Source organism: Gardnerella vaginalis, assembly GCF_001546485.1.
GTDB classification, from domain to species: domain Bacteria; phylum Actinomycetota; class Actinomycetes; order Actinomycetales; family Bifidobacteriaceae; genus Bifidobacterium; species Bifidobacterium vaginale_D.
Window position 1 is genome coordinate 1022 of sequence record NZ_KQ956857.1, and the last position, 18771, is coordinate 19792.

The following is an 18771-nucleotide window of genomic DNA, read 5'->3' on the forward strand; positions in this document are numbered from 1 at the left end:
CCCCCCCCCGTTCACAAAAGTCAAGTTTTAACACATCAATAGATTAAGAAAAAACAGAATATTTTATATGAGATTTTGCAGTTACTGCATGCCTAACCAAAAAATGCAAGAACTTCTACCAAAATTATCCAAAAAAATATTAATTCCAAAAAATTTCAATGCGTTCAGAAATACACCATAAACACAAGCCACGCTTTCACGACAAGCAAAACATGGTATAAGAGATACATCCTTCATAAGCTCAAAACGCGATACAACAAGCAAAGCACAATGCATAACAACACTTGCAAGCATCACTCTCAGCAAACCATGAAACGAACACAGCTCATTCTCTGCAAACTTGTCAAAATAATCTTCATAGTGACTTTACAGAAGAAATATCCAAAAATGCGTAACAAGTCAGAACCGATCTGAGCTACATCACATCAATCTTCGTCAAATTGATCTGCATCCGAATCGTGCGCAGCACTCAGCATCTCATGATCTTCAACAACCGGAGCCAACACTAAATCCTTCACAAGTTCACGCGTACGAAGCTGCGAATCTGCATCCAAACCATCATCGGTAATAACAGTATCAACCTGATCAAAACGCGCAAACAGTGAAAGTGATGTACAACTCCATTTCGTATGATCTGTCAAAATAATCGTGCGGTCAGCAATATCCATTAAAGCCATATCTGTAGCAGCTTCCAATGAATTCGGCATTAAGAAACCGCGTGGAAGCGACACCGAGTGCGTACCAAGAAATACTGTATTCACACGAAGTGAAGCCACAACCTTATCTGCAATAGGTCCGACCAGTGAATTGGAACGAGTAATCACGCCGCCAGTAACAATAACCTCAACATCTTTTGACTCTAACGCTTGCACAAGCTCAGCAACAGGAATTGAATTAGTCAAAATCGTAATACCAGAAGCCCGTCGAGATTCGAGCAAATGTTGCGCAAATACGTAAGCAGTAGTACCGCCACCAATAGCAATCACATCCCCCGGAGACACATAATCTACAGCCAAACGCGCAATAGCATCTTTAAGACCGATATCCATCTGTGACTTTACAGAAAACAGTGGCTCTGAGAGCAAAGTATTAGTAGTTACAGCGCCACCATGAACTCGCTTCAAAAGCCCACGATCTGAAAGTTCTGCGATATCACGACGAACTGTCATCGCTGAAACGTTAAGTTCCTTTGAAAGCGCAGTAATACGAACTGCACCACGCGTACGAAGGCGGCTTAAAATCAAATGCTGACGCTGTGAAGAAATCATGTGAACATTATCGCACATAGAAACGCAAAAAACAAACGCGATTGAGCGTTTCAAGGCACTAAAACGAAAATAACGCACATTTTAACGTACACAAAGCAATTTTTATAACAAAACGCACAAAAACGAACGCCCCTGCAGTGAGTAAACGCACAAAATTCTCCTACACAATAGCACATAACAAAATAATGCCCTAGTATAGAGGTATGTACCATGTTTCTGAACATTCATTACACGATGTCGTCAATAAAGCCACGACTGATCTTTTCACATTCTCATACAAACATGTCATCAAACCGCATTTTGTATTTAATATTCCGCCAGACGAAGCACATGAGCGCATGATTGCATTTTGCAAATCCAGTGAGCGTACACCAGGACTTATGTGGTTGCTGCGCACTATGCTTAATTACACAAATCCAATTCTAGAAACTACAGTTATGGGCTTGGACTTTGCTAATCCATTTGGTTTAAGTGCTGGTCTCGATAAAAACTGTCAAATGGCTACTGTGTTAGATAACGCTGGTTTTGGTTTTGAAACCGTTGGTTCTACGACTAGCCGACCATGCGAGGGCAACCAAAAGCCTTGGTATCATCGTTTACCACAATATGATTCGATTTTAGTGCATGCCGGACTTGCCAATGATGGTAGTGAGGCTGTTATTGCTCGAGCAGAACAAGCTTGGACACAAGCTAAATCCATGAATATGTCTATTTCTATTGCGCGCACCAACGATGATTTAGTTGGCGATTTAGAAGAAGGCATTGAAGATTACCATATTTCTATGGAACGTGCTGCTGGACGAAGCTCCATGATTGAAGTCAATATTTCCTGTCCTAACACTCGCGTTGGTGAGCCTTTTAGGGAACCTGAAGCATTAGATAAGTTGTTCACAGATCTCGACACTATTCATCGCCCGCAGCCAACTTTAGTTAAAATGCCACTCAATCTACCAGGTGGATGGAGTCAATTCAAGTCACTTCTTGATGTACTTGCTGAGCATAAAGTTGATGGAGTAAGTATCGCTAATTTGCAAAAAAACCGCACAGGTCTTGATATTCCTGCAGATTGGGAAGGTGCACTTTCGGGAGGTCCTACCTACAGCGCGAGTAACGATCTTATTCGCCGCACGCGCAAAGCTTTTGGCAATCGTTTTGCTATTGCTGGTATTGGCGGCGTATTTACACCAAAGCAAGCATACGAAAAGATTCGTGCCGGCGCAGATTTGGTGATGTTTATTACATCACTTATGTATCGCGGACCACAACAAATTACGATACTCAAGCGTGGACTTGCTGAGCTTTTACAGCGTGACGGATTCGCACATGTTACAGATGCTGTTGGAGTAGATGCCAACTAACACGCAAACCGATTCAAGTTCTACGATAATTGCCCGATGTTTATGACAAGTTTCTCATGAAACGAAAACAAACATCGGGCAATGTTGTAAATATGGCGAATTCATCGCACAAATTTAACGCTAGAAATTATCACTTGTAGAACCGTTATAATCGTCACGACGAGCAGTTTCATATTGATCCTGCGCTTGTTCCTGATTATTTGCTTCCTCCTGCTGTTCACGCGCAGCTTGACGACGAGCATCTTCATCACGCTTCTGCTGTTCAGTTTGCGTAGTCTTAGTATGCATACCCGGTAAAGTGCCTCCAGCAATATATTTTGGATCAGGCTTACCGTAGTTATTATCGATAGGAATATTAGCAGCTTTCAAATAATCATTCATAAACTGCTTCCACGCTGGAGTTGCAATAAACATACCGTACCAAGCTGCCATCGTACGACCATTAATAGTCATACCGTTAAAGCTTTTCTGCGTTTCTGCATTACCAACAGCCACAAACGATGCAACTTGATGTGGAACAAATCCTGCTGTCGTCATGTAATACTGCTCGTTAGTACCAGTTTTTGCGAAAGTTTTGCGACCACCATCAAGCTGAGTTGTTGCAGCCTCACCACCAGGTTGAACTACACCTTGGTTTAATGCATAAGCAGCAGTTTGCGCAACACCCTTTGGAATAGCTTGATGACAATGAGCACTCGGCACTTTTAAGCGCCTACCATTCTTGTCAACAACTCGCTTAATAGCGATAGGATCACATGCAACACCATCTGCACCAAGCGTCGCGTACACGTTCGCCACTGTTAGTGGAGATGCCTGCACAGAACCAATAGTCATAGGAGGATTAAGAGAGTTGGCTGAATACACGCTTTCCTGCCCAAGTGGCGAATTATGATACCCAAGTATGCGCGCCGCGTTAGCAATAGAACACAACTTAATCTGTTGAGCCATAGAAGCTTGAGTAGTGTTATGAGAACGAACTAAACCTTGCAATGGCGTTTCTGGATTTATAGTACCACCACCAGAATTTTGTACTGACCATGTGCCAATGCCACGGAATTTACTGCAACTAAAGTCAGCATTATTGTACAACGTGGAAGTTCTCAACGGCTGATTAATTGACTTGCCAGCCAGCATCCAAGCAACCATATTAATTGGCTTCCACGTGGAACCAATCTGCCATCCAAGACCACCGCCATCACGTTCATCTACTGCATAGTTAAGAGCAGTATGCGTTGGATCAGAACGTGCAGCGTCAGTGGCATCATAAATACGATTACTACCAAAAGCTAACACCTCGCCAGTGCCCGGCTTAATCGCTGCTATAGAAACTTCAAAACCACTTTTATCGTTAATTGGAATGGTGTCACGAGCAGCTTTCATCGCAGCCTTACTAGCACGCAAATCCATAGTGGTATAAATATCAAGACCACCTTCAGTAAGCAGCTTTTCACGAGCAACAGCAGTTTTACCAAATTCACGCGAGTGTAAAATCTTCTTCGTTACATAATCACAGAAGAATGCAGCATCGCCAGCAGCTTGGCAACCAATATTTGATACTTCACGCTGCACATTGAGTGTACTTTTGAGCGGAATTGCCACCGCATCATCATGCTCCTTTTGAGTAATAAAACCTTGGCGAAGCATCAAATCGAGCACAATATTACGCTGCTTTTGTGATTCTGGCTGATTGCTTTCAATAGAAGGATCATACCGAGCAGGATTCTTGGTAATAGCAGCAATAGTGGCAGCCTGTACTAAATTCAATTTAGCAGCACTGGTATTGAAGTAACGATGCGCTGCAGTTTCTACACCATACAAATTATTACTGCCAAACTGCGCAATATTTAAATATCCTTGCAAAATTTCAAGCTTAGAATACTTTTTCTCCATCTGTATAGCAATCAACATTTCGCGTAACTTACGAGCAATCGTACCTTCAGAAGCATGGTATTCCGCTAGTGGATCATTGTTTTCACGCGCTTTAATCATTAAGACATTTTTCACATACTGTTGTGTTAGGGAAGAGCCACCTTGCATATCTCCCTTTTTCACAAAAGTTTGCACAAATGCACGAATAACACCCTGCATATCAACGCCAGAATGTTCAAAGAAACGTCGGTCTTCACGCGCAACCATAGCTCGTTGCATATATTGCGAAATTCGACGCAACGGTACGACTGTACGATTTTGCGCATAAAAAGTTGCAATAATTGTTTTTCCATCTGACGCATACAATCGCGATTTTTGCGGCAATGCTGTTACGTCAAAATCAATACCGTCAACGCGTAGCGAAGGCACTACTGTTTTCACTACGCTATTCACACTCATAACGCCTGGAACGAACATAATACTTGCAGCAATACCACCAGCAACACAAAGGGTGATATAGGTAAGAAATAGTGCGAGCACGCGTCGAGCAGTCAGTGAATTCTTTTTCGGCATGCGTACTATTCTAAAGGCTTGCCTCTACTTGGAAAATCACACCAGAAACTAGCAAAGCATACTAACGCTCAGCTCGACGAATAAGCATACCCGGCTTATAAATAATAATGGAACGACCTTGGCGCATAATCCAACCACGATTAGCAAAATCCATCAGAGCTTTGTTAACAGTTTCTCTCGAAGAACCCACCAGCTGAGCCAGTTCTTCTTGTGTTAAATCATGCGGAACTAGCAAACCATCACTCATTGGTTCACCAAATCGCGAAGCTAAATTCAGCAACGTTTTAGCTAAACGAGCTGGCACATCCATGAATACCAAATCAGAAATACGTTCATTGTTGGCACGCATACGTGCAGCTAAAACTTGCAACATATCAACAGCTACGCGAGGATGATTATTCAACCAATGGAACAATACGTCATTTTCTAGCCACAGCACCCTTGTACGATTCGTAATTGATATTGCTGAGGCAGTACGCGGACCGCCACTTGGATCAAACACGGGAATTTCTCCTAGAATTTCTCCAGGAGTGTGAATACTCAATAGTTGCACACGATTATCATTTGAGTGACGTACTAATTTTACGCGACCACGTTCGAGTAAATACATACGACGATCTGTGTCACCCTCATTAAAAATCGCGTCACCTTTATTAAAAATTGATTCTTGCAAATATACGAGCAACTCTTGCATCTGATCGCTTGGAACTTGCTTAAATAATGCAGTACGCTGCAGTGAAAATTCATCACTCTTAGTATCATCCATCGCCATCGCAATACCCCCTCATCAAGCAAATAAGTAGCTATCGCCGTCGAACTACTGAGGAACAGCAATTTACATATTCACGTACAGCAACATATACACCTATATAAGAGCTTCCTCTACCACATATCATAACACGCATAATCGCAACATAAGTTATATACGCATTATTTATTACAGCAAAAGCAGCACTACATATAAGTGTATTAAAATTACATATCTATTCCCATAGTATGCAAGCACCATGCGTTTTCATATGCGAGTTCTTTCCACTGTCGATACCTACCCGAAGTACCTCCATGACCTCCATCAGTTTCAATACGAGCTATGGCATCAATACCAGATGCCTGCAATTGCGCTAGCCATTTAAGCGGCTCTGTAACTAATACACGCGTGTCACGCATTGACGAAGTAATTAAAATATGTGGGAAATGCAATAAAGCACGACGACCTTCATCGCTATCCACAGAAGGCACATGCTCATAAGGAGTATAGGACTTCATATAGGCATAATCCTCAGCACTATCAAGCGGATTACCCCATTCATCCCACTCAGTTACCGTAAGCGGAAGTGAAGTATCTAACATAGAAGTCAAAGCATCTACAAACGGAACATCTGCTTCTATACCGGCATAACATTCTGGAGCCATATTCGCTATAACACCCATTAGCAAACCACCTGCAGAACCACCATTAGCTACTGTATGCTTCGCTGCAGCAAAACCGGCTGCTTGCAGTGCGCGCGTTGCATCAACAAAATCTTCAAAAGTGTGCTTTTTATGACTACGCCGACCTTGTTCATACCATGCACGTCCCATTTCTCCGCCACCACGTACATGCACTTGCGCATATAGCACACCTCGATCAAGCAAACTCAAACGACCAACAGAAAAAGTAGGATCAGAACTTACTTCATAAGCGCCATAACCAGTAATAAACATAGCATTCGTGTTAGAAACCCTATCAGGGCGCCATACAAGTGACACTGGTACATGCTCACCATCACGTGCAGTAATCCATATGCGTTTTTCAGCATAACAATGCTCATCAAATTCACCAAGAATTTTCCCACGTTTCAATAGCACATCATTACCAGTTAAAGGATCCAATTCACGAAGTTGCCCTAGCGTTGCATAGCTACCGAAAGCATATCGCATACGCGGAGCTTCATATGAAGGATTTCCAGTCATTCCAATATTAAACAAACGATTATTATTGATTTCTATTGAAGAAATAGTTGCGAGTGTTACGCGCGATTCAGTTTGTGTTTGATTGAGTACAAAAGAATTCTTACTATCAGCACTTTTAATACCAGCATTCTCAATATTAACGTGCACAGAATCATGCTCAAGAACAATATGAGGCTGCAATTCATAAAAACGCCACGGACGACCTTGTAAGAAATCTTCTACTGCACGCTGCTTACTTATTACCGCAAGATGAGGCAATCCTTGAGCACGATATGCCAAAGCTACATAATTTTTATACATTGATAATCCACTCACGCTCAACCCTACAGTATTGCGCAATATAGCTGGATTATTTGCAGACCGATACGATTTGGTAATGGGCTGTTTACTTGCTTCTTTTTTCCAAACATCTCCTTGCTCACAACCATACGGAGAACCGGAAGCAATACATACGCCATCACCAAGTTTATATGCTGCACAACTCGTAGATTTTGCAGCATAATTACGCATATCAATAATATCGATTTCAAAATTAGGATTATTAGCGTTATGGCATACGATAGCCACTGGAATGTCTTCACCATTTTCTCCCGCCCGCTCAAAGCAAGCGAAAGAAATATCATATTCCACTCCTTCAACAGGCTCAATAACCATACGAAAATCACCTTCAGGTGTACTTAAGGGCAACATAAGTACACGAGATGTAGTTTTAGAGCTACTACTTATCATCATGTAGCGTTCATCAAAACTTTCATATACGTCAACAAAAAAGCGTTCATCTGTTTCTTCAAAAACTTTTACATCACTCTTCGTAGACGTACCAACACGATGACGCCATACTTGATACGGACGCCACGCATCATCCAATCTCACATAAAAAACCCATTTACCATCTGGAGTAAGGGAAGCAGAAGCAAGATTTTCCCATGTTTCTTCTAGAGGTTCCCATGTGGATGAAGCCTGAACAAAATCACGAATATAGTAACTAAAACGCTCATCACCATGCGTATCAACACCATATAACATACGAGAGCCGTCACGACTTAAATCCATACCACCAAGGCGGAAAAAGTTAGTACCAGCGCGTTCAGCTTCAAGATTGGCATCAAATAAAACTTCTTCACCAACCGTTACACCAGGCTCAGCAGTATCATTAATAGCGGGAGGATTCCAATCATTCTCATCCGTAACTTTCATACGGCATTGCACAGTATACTGTTTGCCTTCTTGTGTACGAACATAGTACCAATAGCCATTCATGCGAACGGGCACCGACATATCTGTTTCCTGCACACGGGAGCGCAACTCATCAAACAAGGTAGAACGTAATGCTTCTAAAGGTTTTACACGTTGCTCAGTGTAAGCATTCTGTTCATTGACATATTGAAGCACCTTTGGATTGTTACGATCTTTCATCCAAGCATATTGATCAATGTATGTGTCGCCATGAAATGTACGAATTGACGGTATGCGATCAGCTGCTGCTGGTCTTGCATAAGTTTGTTCGCTCATAGACAGACCCCTTTGGAAAACATTATTTCAGTACCGTATTCTGAAGTATTTTTACAATATTGTATACAATATTTTTACGTTTTTCTGAAAGTGTTATAGCATGTGCGTTGAGGCGATTTCTTATTCAACATATATCTCACCTCATTAAAAGGTTACTATTTACTAATCGCTTCTTGAATAAATGGCAGCATCACTTGAGCTAAACCTTGTCCTTGTGGAGCCGCAAAAAATGGCACACCCTGCAGCGTTCCAGCAGCACCTTTTGCTTCTATGACGCGCATTGAACTATCACCAGAATCGTTTCCAATATCCCCAACACGTTCAATACTGCCAGTATTACTACCGAACTTTTCAAAAGCAACAGTTGGCACCTCGGGAGCATGAGCATCCGTAGCAATATATGCGCGACAAGACGCACTTAAAGCCACAGCAAAATCACGCGACATTTTGCTGCGAAAATCATCGACTGTACTATCTTTATGTAATTGCCGAATACCAACAGCAAGCACACGACCAGGATGCTGGCGGATAATATTCGCATACGTACTCGGATCTTTTTGACCATCATCACCAAGCAGCACAAAACGCATCCCCGGAAAATCATCCATAAGTTGCGTAGCAAACTCCAACTTGTGCTGCGGTCCATTGGGAATAAATGTTTTAGGACGCGGATCTAAATCACGAAGTAACAAAGGTCCTTCAGGAAACTTTTCACGCTCAATAAAATGACGAATTGACGCTTCAACGTTCCATGGCGAAGTGGAAAGGTAGAAAAATGGAACATCCTCTCGCAACTGTTCTAGCGAACGGAAAAATTCTGCCATACCAGGAACCGGTGAGCGATGTGCCGGATTCATAATCAACAAATTATATGCAGCGCGTATCGGAGAAGGCGCTTGCGTAATCATAATAGTGTCATCGACATCGGAAATAATACCAATTGGCACATGTTTATCAATAGCAAATAAACTTGCTTTCACCGGTTCGCGATCATGAACTTTATACGAAACTACATGACGACCAGGTGAAAGCGCACGCTCAGTAATTAAATCTAAGTAACCGGCACAATCAGAAATACAATACTCTGCACTACTATCGCGTGATTCTTCAAGCCGATCATACACTTCAGAGTCACCGATTTGCACAGTCTCTACAGGCAAATTGTCAATTGATAACGCTACACGCACGCGCACGGCAGGCACAACCAGCATTGCGTAAATACCGCGTTTTAAAGCAGAATGATGGCCTAATTTTGGTGCGTATACAGTACGGCAAATCAAACGAGCATAACGATGCGTGCCATAACCAATATAAGGCTCAATGCTTGGGAACCATCCTGCTCGACGAGCAACACGTCCAGCCAAACGCATCCACATGCCTGCTATTGATGTGAGTACACGACGTCCAACACGTACTAGAAATGGTTTATTATCTATTTGTTCAGCCTGCGAAGGAGTATCAAACAATGTGGCAGTAACATGCACAGGGATTGGTGCACTACTTACGCGCCGCGACCCTACAGCACGCGCTGGAGTAAATTGTGAAGGAACAGTACGTTCTAACTTTGATACAGTCGCGTGTTCACATGCAACTGTTGAATCAGGTTGAGAAATAAGCTGTGAGTCTGTTACGCGCTCAGCTTGAGATTGCGCTGCAACGGAAGAGGCAACGCTATCACTCGCACCATCATGCTGAACTTCACTCACACGTACGCTCATTGACGCACCGGACCATCCGGCGTAGTGCCCACAATCTGCACAATTGTTCCACGCGGGCAGTTCTCATAAATCCAATGAGCATCCTGCTCATACATGTTAATACAGCCATGAGAGCCATGATTTGCTGCATCACCTGTAGCAATGCCTTTATAATTCCAAGTGGCAGTATGGAACCCTTCTCCACCATTGTAATAACTTACCCAATGAACAGCCGGAGAGAAGTATGGAGATCCATCATTATTGCGACCGCGCATATCTTGCGAAGCGTAACGCAAGTAAATGAAGAACGTGCCAGGAGTTGAATCATCACGACCAATCTTTCCGGTACATACTGGGAAAGTTTTTACCAACTCATCATTTTTATATACTGATGCAGTTTGTGTAGTCTTATCAACAACAATACGCATCTCAACAAGCTTTTGCTCAACAGTAAATTTGGTGATTTTCGCTTGCAATGCCGTTTTATAATCAGTACCTTTACGTAAAGCATTCACAGCTTTTTCAGCAATACTACTGGTATAAGTAATCTCAACACCATTAGAGCCCTTCATAGTAGTAAAAATTACTTTTCCTGATTTACTAACAGCATCTTCTTGATTGACTTTTTGTTGATTCAGCTCTTTAGGAAGTGCTTGCGATAAGTAGTTGTCTGCTTTATCAGTATCTATACTATAAGACAACTTATGATGAGTAATATCAGCTTTTACAACAATCCACGATGCAAGTGCACTCTTCGGAACTGTAAAATCTTTACTATTATTATTGCTAAATGTAATTTTTTTTGTTAATACATTATTTAAATCATCAACAAGTTTCTGTGCAGCATCGCGCTTAATCGGCGCATCAGTTCGGCGCGAAATTACCGAAACTTTTACAGTCTTTCCAGGATGATTGATTAATTTTTTCACAGCTTCACGCACTGGCATAGTTTCAACAGTACGACCAGGAATACCATCCTCTACCGTATAGGCATCAGAAGCTTTATCAAATACTGCTGTATATGGAACTGCACGGTCACGCTCACGAATAAACTTACGTAGCACATACAAATCCATTGCAGAATCATCACGTTTTGCCTGTAAACTTACTGTCTGCTGCACCCATGGCATAATACGAGTAAACAAATTATTACGCTTAGCGCTCATAATAGACTGCACAGTTGCAGGCTGATCAACTTTCACACCAAGTTGCTGCAAGTTCGTCGTAATACGATTACCCTGATCATCACTAATAATCAAAGAAGTATGTTTTACAGCATTTTGCACAGTACTTCTCACTGCAGCTTCCTGTTCACCAGTAAGATTGCGAGCAATAGCAGCATCACCAAAATCAACGCCAGGTGCCACGCGATTATTGAAATACCAATTCAACGCGAAGAAAGCTGCAGCAAGAATGATAATGAAAATAAGCAACGAATACAGCAATGCAGAAGCAGAACGATTAGCTCGATGACGCGATCTTGGTTTCACAGCTTCAAACGTATCAGTAGCGGTATTATCAGCAATAGCCATATTCTGATAACCATCAACACTAGAGTCAACATCATTATTAAATGCGCTTTGACTGTCATCTTCATCAGCAACTTCGCCTAAGTTGTCGACAAGACTCTCTGCCATGTTATCAGCAGTTTGACTATTTCCATGATTTTGAGGAATCTGAGCAAAGGCAATAGTATCATCACTCGCACCATCAGATACATGATCGGGCGCAATGTTGAAAGAAGCAGTACCCTCAGAATTTTGCTGCAATTCAGTCATTTTCAAACCTCTGCTCAATAATCGTATGCAACAGATACGTGGATAGTCTAGCACTAGGAAAGCACGAAATTATTTTTTACGCCACTCAAAGCAATGCAAAAATTAATTAACGTTGTACTTGTGACATCAATGACACTAGCGCAGCAGCCACTTCGTAAGGATGTTCTGTAGCACTAAAATGTCCACAATTTTCAATCTCAGTAAACTCTACATGCTTAGCAGCAGTCATAGCTTCAGCCATAGGACGCATCACTGCAGGAGCACTAGAAGGATCTAACGTACCACTTATTACAGCAGCTGGTGTAGTAATCAAAGGCAATTGATCTTCCATATCCGGTCGGCAGGCAGCCATACGTTGACGCCAAGCCAAACCTTCAGGCTTTTGATCATGAATCCATTTTTCAAAAGTATGAATAAACTCAGGTGACTGCTTAACAGTGGAATCCTTTTCAGTAGCGTGAGCAAAATGCATAACAGGGTCAACTGTATAATCGCGTTCACAAATCTCAGCAATCTCAAGACGTTTAGCGCGAGCCTGAGGAGCATCAACACAAGCGCGAGTATCACACAAAGCAATGCCAGCAACTGCCTGCGGAACAAGACGCTGCACATTTAACGCAACGTAGCCACCCATAGAAAGACCAACCCACACAGCGCGATGGTAACCGCAATCATCAAGAAGCTTTACGTAAGATGCAGTAAGAGCATCCAGAGCATGAACATAATCAGCCTCGTTAAATTCAGCATGCTCAGCTTTTGGAGTCTCGCTTAAACCAGCACCAGCCATATCTGGAGCAAAAATAGGAACATCATGTTTTAACGTACCTTCGCTAAGAGCAGCATCAATCTGTGCGTTTAATGAATCAGCGCAAGCATCCCACATGCGATGATCAACAGGAAAACCGTGAATAAGAACGATTGGAATAATGTCGCTGACATCACCAGTGGCACTAGAATCACAATTTACACTGCGGTAAACAGTATTGTGCAACTGAAACAGTGAGCAATCCTTAAAAGAACCGCACTTATTATTCAAATTAGTAGAACCTTCACTCATGATAGATAATACTAGTCTCAGCCATATAACAGAACTCGATATAAAAACTCACAGACGCAAAAATAAGTATCAAGAATGAACCAAATGTGTAAAAACAGTAAATATTCGCAACTTACTACAGAATTTAGTATATTAAGGAAAATAATGTGCAAGAATGGAGGGTATGCCAACTATGCCTATTCAAGCAACTATTGCACTTATGGTGATTGTTTTTGCGCTTGTACTTGCGCCATTCGTCATCATGATTGTTACGCGTGCCATGAAACGGCATCATTTGGCTAAAAAACTTGCTAAACGTCATGGCGATTCTGTGCACTACGCTTTCATTCTCAATCCGTCAAAACCGCAAGCAGAATTGTACAGGGAAAGTATTCAAGAATACTGCAACACTCGCAAATTCACCTACGAAATTATTGATACACAGCTTGATAAAGACGGGCGTGAATGCGCACTAGAAGCGCTTTCTCACGGAGCTAATGTAGTAGTAGCAGTTGGTGGCGATGGTACAGTACGCACTGTTGCGAGCGCAGTAAGTGGAAAAGGTCATGCCATGGGAATTATTCCTATTGGAACTGGCAACCTTTTTGCTAGAAACATGGGAATACCAGTAAACGACGTAAACGCAGCGCTAAGAGTGGCAACCTCACATGGATCTAGACGAGTTGATGTTGGACGCGTTACTATTCTTGACAACCCTAATGAAGATCATGGGCACGCGTTCTTGATTATTGCAGGCATCGGCTTTGATGCGCTGATGATTGATGATACCGACCCGAAATTAAAGAAAAATATTAGTTGGCTTGCTTATTTTGTAGCCGGAGTTAAACATTTGTTTATGCAGAAGTGTCGTGCAACCGTTATTTTACAGCGTTCAAATGGTGACGAAAGTGTGCTCAAAGGACTCACTTTCCGCACGCTTATGGCTGGAAATTGCGGGCAGATTCCTATGTTTTCGCTTATGCCAGAAGCTGCTTACGACGATGGTGTACTTGATTTTGAGATTATTGATACTTCAGGCGGATTAATTGGTTGGGCTAATTTATTCCGCGGTGTTGTGCATCAAACTGTAACCGGGCGCGCTTTGCAACAGAATTCGCTATCTGCTGGCTCCAGAATTGACCAAACGCAAGGTTTTAGTGCAGAAGTGAAGTTGGAAAAATCTGCTCCTGTGCAAGTCGATGGCGACATTTTAGGTTATACAAAGCATTTGCGCTTCACTGTTGATAAACAAGCTCTATGCGTAAGAGTGCCAGCAGGCGTAAAAACCAACGTTTCAGTAAGTTAATCATACGTGAATGAGGCGTAAATTAAGGAAATTTCTTTCCCAGTTATAAAAAATCAAAATTTGTAAAAAATAATAAAATATTTGTAGAAAAATAATAAAATACAAGCGCCGTGGCACAATAAAAAATTATGGTAGCAAAAAATGCGGGAATGCCCGCCACCCCAGAAGATCTAGTCGACGTCGACGCCTTGGTCGGCGCGTACTATGATGAAGTTCCAAATTCCAATATTCCAGAACAGCGCGTGATTTTCGGCACGTCCGGTCACCGTGGTTCTGCTTTGAAAACTTCGTTTAACGAAGCTCATATTGTGGCAATTACGCAAGCTATTGCTGAATATCGCAAAAAAGCTGGCGTAACTGGTCCTCTTTATATTGGTCGCGATACGCACGCTCTTTCTGAGCCTGCTCAAAAAACCGCTATTGAGGTTTTGGTTGCTAACGGCGTTCACGTTCGTGTGGATTCTCGCGGCGACTTCGTACCAACTCCTGTTGTATCTCAGGCTATTTTGACGCATAATCGCGCGGCCGACGGCACTCAGCGTTTTAGCGGCGACGGCTTGGCTGACGGCATTGTCGTCACTCCTTCGCACAATCCTCCAACCGATGGCGGTTTTAAGTACGATCCTGTAACAGGCGGCCCTGCCCCAGCAGACGTAACTAATGCAATCGCAGCTCGCGCAAACGAATTACTCGACAACTACAAGTCCGTAAAGCGTGTGCCATTCGAAGAAGCAATCAAGTCTGATTTGGTTGAAGGCTTCGATTACCGCGAACATTATGTTAGCGATTTGGCTAACGTTATTGATTTCGACGTGATTCGCTCTAGCGGCGTGCGCTTGGGAATTGACCCACTCGGCGGCGCAAGCGTAAACTACTGGCCACTTATGAATGAAAAGTACGGCCTGAACATTGGTGTTGTGCGCCCAGAAGTTGACCCAACTTGGCGATTCATGACTATTGACCACGATGGCAAGATTCGTATGGATCCAAGCTCCCCTTATGCAATGAAGGGCTTAGTTGATCAGCTTAACGCTGGCGCTTGGGATAAGTACGATTTGGTTGGCGGCACCGATCCGGACGCCGACCGCCACGGAATTGTTTGCCCAAATTGGGGCGTTATGAACCCGAACCACTACATTGCAGTGTGCGTGGAGTACTTGTTCGGCGGTGCTCGCCCAGATTGGCCAAAGAACACAGCAATTGGCAAGACGCTTGTGTCTTCTTCCTTGATTGACCGCGTGGCTGCTTCTATTAATGCAAAGCTTGTGGAAGTGCCAGTTGGCTTCAAGTGGTTCGTTGATCCGCTCTTTAGCGGCGAAGTTGCTTTCGGTGGTGAGGAAAGCTCCGGCATGAGCTTCTTGCGCAAGGATGGTCGCGTATGGACCACCGATAAGGACGGCCTTATTCCAGACTTGCTCGCAGCTGAAATTACTGCAAAAACTGGCAAGAACCCAGCTCAGCTTCACCAGGATCAAGTAGCTCGCTTTGGCGAAAGCTGGTACAAGCGCGTTGATACTCCAACCACTCTTGAGCAGAAGCAGAAGTTCGCAGCTTTGAGCGGCGACGACGTTGAAGCAACTAAGCTTGCTGGCGAAGATATTACCGCAAAGCTTACAGAAGCTCCTGGAAACGGCGCAAAGATTGGTGGCTTGAAGGTTACTACCAAGAACAACTGGTTTGCTGCTCGCCCATCTGGTACCGAGAATATTTACAAGGTTTACGCTGAGTCCTTCGTTTCTCCAGAAGCGCTTGACAAGGTGCTTGAGGAAGCTACTGCTGTAGTCGATAAGGCTTTAGCATAGACAGCTTGTAAATTTAAGCTAAAGTTTGCGCTGAAAATTGTAATAAAACTTGCGTTGGAATTAGTTTGTTGTTCTGACGCAAGTTTTATTTTTTCGTTTTCCCACTTTTGGGGACTTACACGCCAACCAAGTCCACAAAAACGAGATAATGTTTCTTCACACTCGTTTCGATTGACAAGCCATTAAAAAGAACACATTTTGTTGTAAGGTACTGTAGAATTTGTGTAGCACGCTGATTTGAAAGGTTTTGCAATGATAGTTGTTTCTACCGATGGTTCTGCACTTGGCAATCCAAACGGTTCTATGGGTTGGGCTTGGGCTGACCACACTGCTGAGTCTGGTAGCTCACACGAACACCATCATACTGGTAATGCGGATGCCGGCGGAGCTACTAACGGCACTAATCAGATTGGCGAATTATGCGCAGTCTTAGAAGCTTTACGCGCACATCCAGGTAGTGAACCACTTACCATCGAAACTGATTCGCAATACGCAATCAACTGCTCAACTACATGGATTCACGGTTGGAAGAAGAACGGTTGGAAGAACTCTAAAAACGAGCCTGTTAAAAACGCTGATTTGATTCGCGCAATAGATGCAGAAATCACCAAACGCGAAGGTTCTGTTAAGTTTGTGTGGGTTAAAGGACATGCAGGGAATGCTGGCAACGAGAAAGTTGACACTTTAGCGCGCGGATATGCAGAAGATTGCCGCGACGACTTGAAGAATGGATATTTACCTCTAGAAGGCTGGAAGTCGCTTCTTTCTTCGCCTTACGCAAAGGGTACTGATGTTCCAGAAGATGCAAAAGCACTTATGGAAGATAAGATTTCGCGCGAAGAATATCATATCGGACGCACAGTCGGAGAAGACACTAACCCTGATTTTGCTCAAATAATCAATAAACCAAATCCTACTGAAAATACTGCCGAAAATATTAGTACCAATACTCTCGAAAATACTACTGAGAGCGAAATTAAAAATGCTATTCAAAGCGCAGCTAAAATTGCAGAAAATACAACACATACTGAAGAAAATGTAGAAGACGTAGAAACAACTAAGGCACTAGAAGTACACGAATCAAACAACGTTGAAACGCAAGAATCAAATCGTGAAACTCTTTGTGAAACATCATCTCATGTCGCAGATGTAACACACAACACCTTACGACCAATACCTGGTTTAAGCGTTTCTGGCGTGCTGCAGTTTACTCCAGCACCAAACACAAGCCCAAGTTTTAACGGCGAGGCGCGTTTTATTTCCGGCACAATCAACGTAAGCGGCTATGTGCAGCCCGACGGCACACTACACTTTGCTCCAACCGCCTTCTACCTTTCATAGGTTATTATTTGCTGTAGCGCTCCAAACGCGAGGAATCTACCCCACATTTGGAGGGATTAAGACTGCGTAGCGCTCCAAACACGAGAGACTTACCCCGCATTTGGAGAGTTTAGACTAATAAATCGCTCCAGACGAGGACGCGACGACCTGCTTTCGCGCAGCATTGCGCGCGCGAAAGTAACTCGGAGCGCCGAGCTTGCTCAAGTTGAAAGCACAGTGTGCTTTTCGCGCAAGCTCAGTAGCGAGCGCGTTAACCGCGCGAGCGCCCTTCGTTCTGTGCGAAAAATCTCAAATCTCTACCACACGAATATCCTGTGAATGAATGACGACGCAACTAAGATGCACATAGCCCTAAAAATCTTGGCAAAGACTAATATGGAAATGTACGAAAATGAGGCATGCATAAAAGCGTAAAGCCTCGCCCGCAATAGCGATGGAAGTTCATCGACGAACTCGGGAATAACAAAACAAGAAAGCAGGAATAATGGATAAAGCACAACAAGACGCGCTTAAAAAAGCAGCAGGCATTGAAGCTGCAAAAATTGTAAAGAATGGTATGATGGTTGGTCTTGGCACCGGCTCTACAGTGCGCTTCTTAGTAGATGAGCTTGGTCGCAGAGTTAAAGAAGAAGGTTTGAGCTTCACAGGCGTCACCACTTCTCGTCGCACGCAAGAACAGGCAGAAGGCTACGGCATTAAGATTCTCGACATTAATGAAGTAGACCATATTGACGTTACAATCGATGGTTCTGACGAAGTTGACAAGAACTTCAACGGTATTAAGGGCGGCGGCGCGGCTCTTCTTTGGGAGAAGATTGTGGCTATTAACTCCGACCGCATTGTGTGGATTGTTGACGCAAGCAAGGTAGTTGATACGATTGGCAAGTTCCCACTTCCAGTTGAAGTGATTCCGTTTGGTTCCGCGCAGGTGATTCGTAAGTTTGAAAAGCGCGGATATAAGCCAGTTTTGCGTCTTGATGCAGACGGCAAAGAAGTGCGCACCGACGAGAACAACTTCGTGGTTGATTTGCATATGGAGCGCATTGAGCAACCACAGGAGTTGGCTAAAGATTTGATTGAGACCGTCGGCGTTGTGGAACACGGTCTGTTCTTGAACATGGTTGACACTGTGATCGTTGGCGATCCTAACGGCCCTCGCACGCTTACCAACCCGAATAAGTAACGCAACTAATCGAAAAGTAGAGTCCGCAAACGCGGGCTCTATTTTTTTATTACTGTGGCGCGAGCGCAACGACCTGCTTTCGCGCTTAGAGCGTA

General features: G+C 43.3%; 12 protein-coding genes. 5 read left to right on the top strand and 7 right to left on the bottom strand.

The annotated features are described in order from the left end of the window. Positions 1-425: 425 nt before the first annotated feature. Positions 426-1286 carry a DeoR/GlpR family DNA-binding transcription regulator gene (locus HMPREF3208_RS03500; protein ID WP_016637144.1) on the bottom strand — a complete coding sequence of 287 codons (861 nt, stop codon included), beginning with the start codon at positions 1284-1286 and terminating at the stop codon, positions 426-428. 185 nt (positions 1287-1471) lie between these two features. Here HMPREF3208_RS03500 and HMPREF3208_RS03505 point away from each other — a divergent pair, with 185 nt between their 5' ends. Continuing rightward, positions 1472-2626, top strand: coding sequence for a quinone-dependent dihydroorotate dehydrogenase (locus tag HMPREF3208_RS03505; protein ID WP_016637142.1), 1155 nt, complete (start codon positions 1472-1474; stop codon positions 2624-2626). 120 nt (positions 2627-2746) lie between these two features. Here HMPREF3208_RS03505 and HMPREF3208_RS03510 read toward each other — a convergent pair whose 3' ends face one another. The 6 genes from HMPREF3208_RS03510 to HMPREF3208_RS03535 all read right to left on the bottom strand — a co-directional run bounded on the left by HMPREF3208_RS03510 (position 2747) and on the right by HMPREF3208_RS03535 (position 13065). Next, positions 2747-5068 carry a transglycosylase domain-containing protein gene (locus HMPREF3208_RS03510; RefSeq protein ID WP_064347258.1) on the bottom strand — a complete coding sequence of 774 codons (2322 nt, stop codon included), beginning with the start codon at positions 5066-5068 and terminating at the stop codon, positions 2747-2749. 61 nt (positions 5069-5129) lie between these two features. Then, a complete protein-coding gene (locus HMPREF3208_RS03515; RefSeq protein WP_064347260.1) occupies positions 5130-5840 on the bottom strand; it encodes a Crp/Fnr family transcriptional regulator in 711 nt (236 codons plus the stop codon). A 203-nt stretch (positions 5841-6043) separates the two neighbouring features. After that, the gene (locus HMPREF3208_RS03520) at positions 6044-8533 is read right to left on the bottom strand and encodes a S9 family peptidase (protein ID WP_064347262.1); all 2490 of its coding nucleotides are present in this window, start codon (positions 8531-8533) and stop codon (positions 6044-6046) included. Between the two features lie 155 nt (positions 8534-8688). Further along, entirely contained in the window at positions 8689-10251 is a 1563-nt protein-coding gene (locus tag HMPREF3208_RS03525) for an App1 family protein (protein ID WP_064347264.1), read from the bottom strand. Next, the gene (locus HMPREF3208_RS03530; protein ID WP_064347265.1) at positions 10248-12008 is read right to left on the bottom strand and encodes a L,D-transpeptidase; all 1761 of its coding nucleotides are present in this window, start codon (positions 12006-12008) and stop codon (positions 10248-10250) included. The genes HMPREF3208_RS03525 and HMPREF3208_RS03530 overlap by 4 nt, the downstream gene beginning before the upstream one ends. Before the next feature lie 106 nt (positions 12009-12114). Continuing rightward, positions 12115-13065: an alpha/beta fold hydrolase gene (locus HMPREF3208_RS03535; protein WP_064347268.1), complete on the bottom strand. Its 951-nt coding sequence runs from the start codon at positions 13063-13065 to the stop codon at positions 12115-12117. Between the two features lie 163 nt (positions 13066-13228). Here HMPREF3208_RS03535 and HMPREF3208_RS03540 point away from each other — a divergent pair, with 163 nt between their 5' ends. The 4 genes from HMPREF3208_RS03540 (at position 13229) to rpiA (ending at position 18676) form a co-directional block, all read left to right on the top strand. Continuing rightward, positions 13229-14350, top strand: coding sequence for a diacylglycerol/lipid kinase family protein (locus HMPREF3208_RS03540; RefSeq protein WP_032814732.1), 1122 nt, complete (start codon positions 13229-13231; stop codon positions 14348-14350). Between the two features lie 128 nt (positions 14351-14478). Then, positions 14479-16152 (top strand): phosphoglucomutase (alpha-D-glucose-1,6-bisphosphate-dependent), encoded by a 1674-nt coding sequence (gene pgm, locus HMPREF3208_RS03545; protein ID WP_004134346.1) that lies wholly within the window; start codon positions 14479-14481, stop codon positions 16150-16152. A 252-nt stretch (positions 16153-16404) separates the two neighbouring features. Beyond that, positions 16405-17493, top strand: a complete 1089-nt coding sequence (locus HMPREF3208_RS03550; protein WP_016637482.1) for a ribonuclease H family protein — start codon at positions 16405-16407, stop codon at positions 17491-17493. Positions 17494-17977: 484 nt separating this feature from the next. Beyond that, positions 17978-18676, top strand: a complete 699-nt coding sequence (rpiA, locus tag HMPREF3208_RS03555; protein WP_016637481.1) for a ribose-5-phosphate isomerase RpiA — start codon at positions 17978-17980, stop codon at positions 18674-18676. Positions 18677-18771: the final 95 nt, after the last annotated feature.

What these genes read in the sequence shown, in the direction of transcription:
- HMPREF3208_RS03530 (WP_064347265.1), bottom strand. Translation starts at nt 12,008, where the DNA reads ATGACTGAATTGCAGCAAAATTCTGAGGGTACTGCTTCTTTCAACATT.
- HMPREF3208_RS03510 (WP_064347258.1), bottom strand. Translation starts at nt 5,068, where the DNA reads ATGCCGAAAAAGAATTCACTGACTGCTCGACGCGTGCTCGCACTATTT.
- HMPREF3208_RS03550 (WP_016637482.1), top strand. Translation starts at nt 16,405, where the DNA reads ATGATAGTTGTTTCTACCGATGGTTCTGCACTTGGCAATCCAAACGGT.
- HMPREF3208_RS03500 (WP_016637144.1), bottom strand. Translation starts at nt 1,286, where the DNA reads ATGTGCGATAATGTTCACATGATTTCTTCACAGCGTCAGCATTTGATT.
- HMPREF3208_RS03505 (WP_016637142.1), top strand. Translation starts at nt 1,472, where the DNA reads ATGTACCATGTTTCTGAACATTCATTACACGATGTCGTCAATAAAGCC.
- HMPREF3208_RS03540 (WP_032814732.1), top strand. Translation starts at nt 13,229, where the DNA reads ATGCCAACTATGCCTATTCAAGCAACTATTGCACTTATGGTGATTGTT.
- HMPREF3208_RS03525 (WP_064347264.1), bottom strand. Translation starts at nt 10,251, where the DNA reads ATGAGCGTACGTGTGAGTGAAGTTCAGCATGATGGTGCGAGTGATAGC.
- HMPREF3208_RS03535 (WP_064347268.1), bottom strand. Translation starts at nt 13,065, where the DNA reads ATGAGTGAAGGTTCTACTAATTTGAATAATAAGTGCGGTTCTTTTAAG.
- pgm (WP_004134346.1), top strand. Translation starts at nt 14,479, where the DNA reads ATGGTAGCAAAAAATGCGGGAATGCCCGCCACCCCAGAAGATCTAGTC.
- HMPREF3208_RS03520 (WP_064347262.1), bottom strand. Translation starts at nt 8,533, where the DNA reads ATGAGCGAACAAACTTATGCAAGACCAGCAGCAGCTGATCGCATACCG.
- HMPREF3208_RS03515 (WP_064347260.1), bottom strand. Translation starts at nt 5,840, where the DNA reads ATGGCGATGGATGATACTAAGAGTGATGAATTTTCACTGCAGCGTACT.
- rpiA (WP_016637481.1), top strand. Translation starts at nt 17,978, where the DNA reads ATGGATAAAGCACAACAAGACGCGCTTAAAAAAGCAGCAGGCATTGAA.